Genomic DNA, 3,997 nt, shown 5'->3' with positions numbered 1-3,997 from the left:
AACCCGGAAGCTAAGCCTCACAGCGCCGATGGTACTGCAGGGGGGACCCTGTGGGAGAGTAGGACGCCGCCGAACAATCATTCCAGAGAACCCCCCACCCGATTCCGGGTGGGGGGTTCTCTGCGTTTACGGCCCTGCGTTTGTGTCACCGATGCCGCCGATGTCACCGATGCCCCCCACCGGAATTCACGGGGCGGCAGCGATCGCCGTCCCCCAGCTCGGGCGGCTCCGCCAGCGGTCCGCGGTACTGGTGATCCGGGTGACGTTCGTACCGTCCGTCCGCATGCTGAAGAGGTCGGCGCTGCCGCCGGCGGGGGCCTGGGCGAAGACGATGGACTGTCCGTCGGGGGCGTAGGAGGCGGCGTCGTAGAAGACGTCGGACGGGCCGGGGGTGAGCGCGCCGATGGCGGTGCCGTCGGTGTTGACGGTGTAGATGCCTCCGCCCGGGGCGTAGTCGGTGCCGGCGGGGTAGGTGGTGAACATGATCTGGCTGCCGTCCGGGGACCAGCTCGCCCGTTCGCCGGCCCGCAGCTCCCAGGGGGTGAGCCGACGCATGCCGGTGCCGTCGGTGTTGACGACGTAGATGGCGCGGCCGCTCGCGGGCTGGCCGGTGGCGCTGGTCCGGTACTCGAAGGCGAGCTGCTTGCCGTCGGGGGACCAGCTCGGATTGCTGACCTCGCCGGAGTAGGGCTTGTCGTTGGTCAGGAACGTCAGCCGCTGGGCGCTGGTGCCGTCCGGGCTCATGAGGTAGAGGTCGGAGTACTGGATCTGGTCGCCGCCGGCCGGGTTGGTCGCGCCCCAGGCGCGGCTGAACGCCAGCTGCTTGCCGTCGGGGGAGAAGGCGGGCGCGCGCTCCTGCTCGTTGACGCAGTCGGCCGCCTCGGCGTCGCAGAGCTCGCCGACCTGGTGGGCACCCTCGCCGTCCGCCGAGACCGTCCAGATCCGGGCGAGGCCGTCCGGTGAGTCGCTTCGGTCGAAGGCGATGGTGGTGCCGTCCGGTGACCAGTCGGGGTGATCGTCACGGCCCCTGGCCGACGGCTGGGTGACCTGGCGTTCTCCGGTGCCGTCGGCCGCGACGGTGAAGATGGCGCTGGTGCTCCGGTCGGCGTCGAGGAAGGTCCGGCTGACGATGAGGCCGTTGCGCGCGGTGGAGGCCGTCGCCGCTGTGGCCGCCCCGGCCACTCCGGTAGTGGCGTCGGCTACGGCGGCCTCGGGGGTGGGGGTGGCGGACGGGGACTCCGCGAGGATCTCGCTGAGCGGGATCTCTCCCGGCTCGGCGCCGCACCCGGTGAGCATGACGCCCGCCAGCAGGAGGCCCGCACAGGCGCTGGTGCGTGTGCGGGCCGTGGTCGTGAGTGACAGCCGTGTGCCGGTCATCCGCGTCTCATCTCCGTCTCCGATTCAGGACGAGGGCCCCCGGGGGAGCTGTCACTGTGTCAGATCGGGAGAGCGGACTATCGGCCGACACGCGACGGCCCGCGCCCGCTCGGTCACACGGAGTACCGGCGGGAACGCCTCAGGAAGTCTGGCCCCGGGCCGCCCGGCGCTCGGCCTTCGCGGTGAGCTCCGCCTCGTCCTCGGCCTCGGCGGCCTCCAGGGTGGGCGCGGTGCCGCCGAGCTGGGCGGGCAGCCACCAGGTGTCGTCCGGGCCGCTGGGCTTGCCGGGGTACTCGCGCTGGGCGCGGTCCAGCATCTCGCTCATCGCGGCGCGCAGGCGGCGGGTGACCATCACGGGCTTGTCGCCGGGGGCCAGCACGATCGGCTCGCCGATCATGATGGTGACGGGCACATGGCGCTTGGTGAGGGTCTTGGGACGGCCCTTGGTCCAGAGCTGCTGGGTGCCCCAGAGGACAACGGGCAGCAGCGGGGCGCCGGAGTCGGCGGCCATCCGCGCGGCGCCGGTCTTGAACTTCTTCAGCATGAACGAGCGGCTGATGGTCGCCTCGGGGAACACCCCGACCACCTCGCCGGCCCGCAGGGCGCGCACCGCGGCCTCGTACGCGGGCTGGCCGTCGGTGCGGTCGACGGGGATGTGCTTCATGCCGCGCATCAGCGGGCCGGAGACACCGTGCTTGAACACGTCGTCCTTGGCCATGAAACGGGTCTTGCGCTTGCCGCCGCGGTAGGCGCCGAGGCCGGCGAAGAGGAAGTCCAGGTAGCTGATGTGATTGCTCACCAGTACCGCTCCGCCCTTGGCCGGGATGTGCTCGGCGCCCACGATCTTGATGCGCACGTCGAGCGTGCGGAAGACGGCCAGTGCGGCGCCGATCACGGGCGGGTACACGAACTCTGCCACGGTCAGTCCTGACTTCCCACGGGCCTGCTGGCCCGGTCCGGCGGTACCCGTGTCGTACGTGGGGGCCGACCGGAGGCGCGGCACGCCGCGGCGGCCACGGGTGATACACGGAGATGATCCCCCGAACGAGTGCCTGCTGTCACCTGAGGCGTCCGGTCACGCGGGATGCAGGGGTGTGATTTCCGTGATGACCGGAACCGGGAACTTCTGCGGCCGCGGGCCGCGTGCTGCTACGCGGAGGCGTCGAGACGGCCCTGGGTGCGGCGGATCAGCAGGTACATCTCGCAGCCGAGGCAGTAGCCGAACAGGGCGTTGAGGAAGGCCGCGGCGAGGGCGAAGGCGGTGGCCAGCAGGCCGAGCCAGGTCACGCCGGTGAAGTAGCCGAGAGTGCCGACGACGGCGAAGACCAGGCCGACGGCCTGGGCGAAGCGCGGGGGCCGTTCGTCCTCGGTCTCGGTCGGCGGGGCCAGGCGGGGGCGGACCAGGGTGCGGTACAGCCAGCCGTACGGCGAGAGGTGCGGGCCGCCGAGGGCGCCGAAGGCGAAAACGACCGCCTGGAGGGCGAGCAGAACCCCGCTGCCGCTGATCAGGACGGTGATGAGGACCAGCGTGGTGAGCGCGGCGGCGAAACGAGGGCCGCGGGGGTCTATCTGCAAGGGAGCTCCGGGGGAGAGGGCGCGAGGGGGGGGTGACGGCGGGGCGCGTCAGCGACAGCGCGAGACCGCGGCCCGGCACAGGTCGACCACGCGGCGCGAGGTCAGCAGCGGCTGTGCGGGGCGGTCGGAGTCCACGCGGTGATCGTACGCGGGTGCGGCCCCGGCGGTCGACCTCCCTGCGGGAGCTCGCGGGGCCTGCCGCAGACTGGGGGGATGACCGGGTTGGTGGTGTGCGGTGTCGTGCTCGCGGTGGCGAGCGCGTTCGGGTTGCTGCGGGCCAGGCGCGACGGGAGGCTGCGGGTGCGGACGAAGGACGGGGCGGTACGGCTGTCGGCGGCGGAGCTGGGGGAGTCCCTGGGCGAGCGGGCCACGCTGGTGCAGTTCTCGACGGCCTTCTGCCAGCCCTGCCGGGCCACCCGACGGGTGCTCGCCGAGGTGGCGGGCATGGTCGGGGGTGTGGCGCACGTCGAGTTGGACGCCGAGGCGCGGCTGGAGCTGGTCCGCCGGCTGGACGTCCTGCGGACGCCGACGGTCCTGGTGCTCGACCGGGACGGCAGGGTGGTGCGCAGGGCGGCCGGGCTGCCGCGCAAGGCGGATGTGATCGCGGCGCTGGGCGAGGCGGTCTGACCGTGCGGGCCGGATGGGCCGCCCCGTCGGGTGGAGTCGGGTGCGGGCTGGGGCAGGATGTGCGCTGAGGCAGTGCGGACCCGTCCTGTGGTTCGCGCGGACCGGGGTTCGTCCCGGGCCGTCGCGGGCGGTGTGCGGGCCCTCCGGCCCGGTCCGGCGGCGTAAGCTACTGGCCAGTAGTGACCGTCGGACTACTGCCGAGTATGCTGCCAGGAAGTTCCGGACCGGCACGGGAACACGCTGCCCGAAGCGGGTGCGAGCCGTGTGCGCGCCCGCTTGCACAGCCGCAGCCGCCGGACGAGACCAGTACAGGAGACAGGCCGTGAGCTTGAGGATCGTTGTCTGTGTGAAGTACGTGCCGGATGCGACGGGGGACCGTCGTTTCGCGGAGGATCACACCACCGACCGGGAGGGCGTG

4 protein-coding genes, 1 rRNA gene and 1 pseudogene are annotated in these 3,997 nt (G+C 72.4%); 3 read left to right on the top strand and 3 right to left on the bottom strand.

All coding sequences use genetic code 11. The features are described 5' to 3' along the window. A 5S ribosomal RNA gene (gene rrf / locus AB0P06_RS36640) occupies positions 1–75 on the top strand; the annotation flags it as partial. A 111-nt stretch (positions 76–186) separates the two neighbouring features. On the opposite strand, the gene AB0P06_RS36635 is transcribed toward rrf, so the two are convergent. The 3 genes from AB0P06_RS36635 to AB0P06_RS36625 all read right to left on the bottom strand — a co-directional run bounded on the left by AB0P06_RS36635 (position 187) and on the right by AB0P06_RS36625 (position 2,952). Beyond that, a complete protein-coding gene (locus AB0P06_RS36635) occupies positions 187–1,377 on the bottom strand; it encodes a hypothetical protein (RefSeq protein WP_363615301.1) in 1,191 nt (396 codons plus the stop codon). A 139-nt stretch (positions 1,378–1,516) separates the two neighbouring features. Next, complete coding sequence (locus AB0P06_RS36630; RefSeq protein ID WP_363615300.1) at positions 1,517–2,296, bottom strand: lysophospholipid acyltransferase family protein; 780 nt, start codon at positions 2,294–2,296, stop codon at positions 1,517–1,519. A gap of 230 nt (positions 2,297–2,526) precedes the next feature. Then, positions 2,527–2,952, bottom strand: a complete 426-nt coding sequence (locus AB0P06_RS36625; protein ID WP_363615297.1) for a DUF4395 domain-containing protein — start codon at positions 2,950–2,952, stop codon at positions 2,527–2,529. Positions 2,953–3,165: 213 nt separating this feature from the next. Between AB0P06_RS36625 and AB0P06_RS36620 the strand changes: the two genes are divergently transcribed. Beyond that, positions 3,166–3,579, top strand: coding sequence for a thioredoxin family protein (locus AB0P06_RS36620; RefSeq protein ID WP_363615295.1), 414 nt, complete (start codon positions 3,166–3,168; stop codon positions 3,577–3,579). A gap of 322 nt (positions 3,580–3,901) precedes the next feature. Further along, a pseudogene (locus AB0P06_RS36615) lies at positions 3,902–3,997 on the top strand (electron transfer flavoprotein subunit beta); the annotation flags it as partial.

The sequence above is a fragment of the Kitasatospora sp. NPDC088351 genome (assembly GCF_040685575.1).
Taxonomy (GTDB): Bacteria; Actinomycetota; Actinomycetes; order Streptomycetales; family Streptomycetaceae; genus Kitasatospora.
This window is presented reverse-complemented; position numbering and strand designations above follow the sequence as displayed.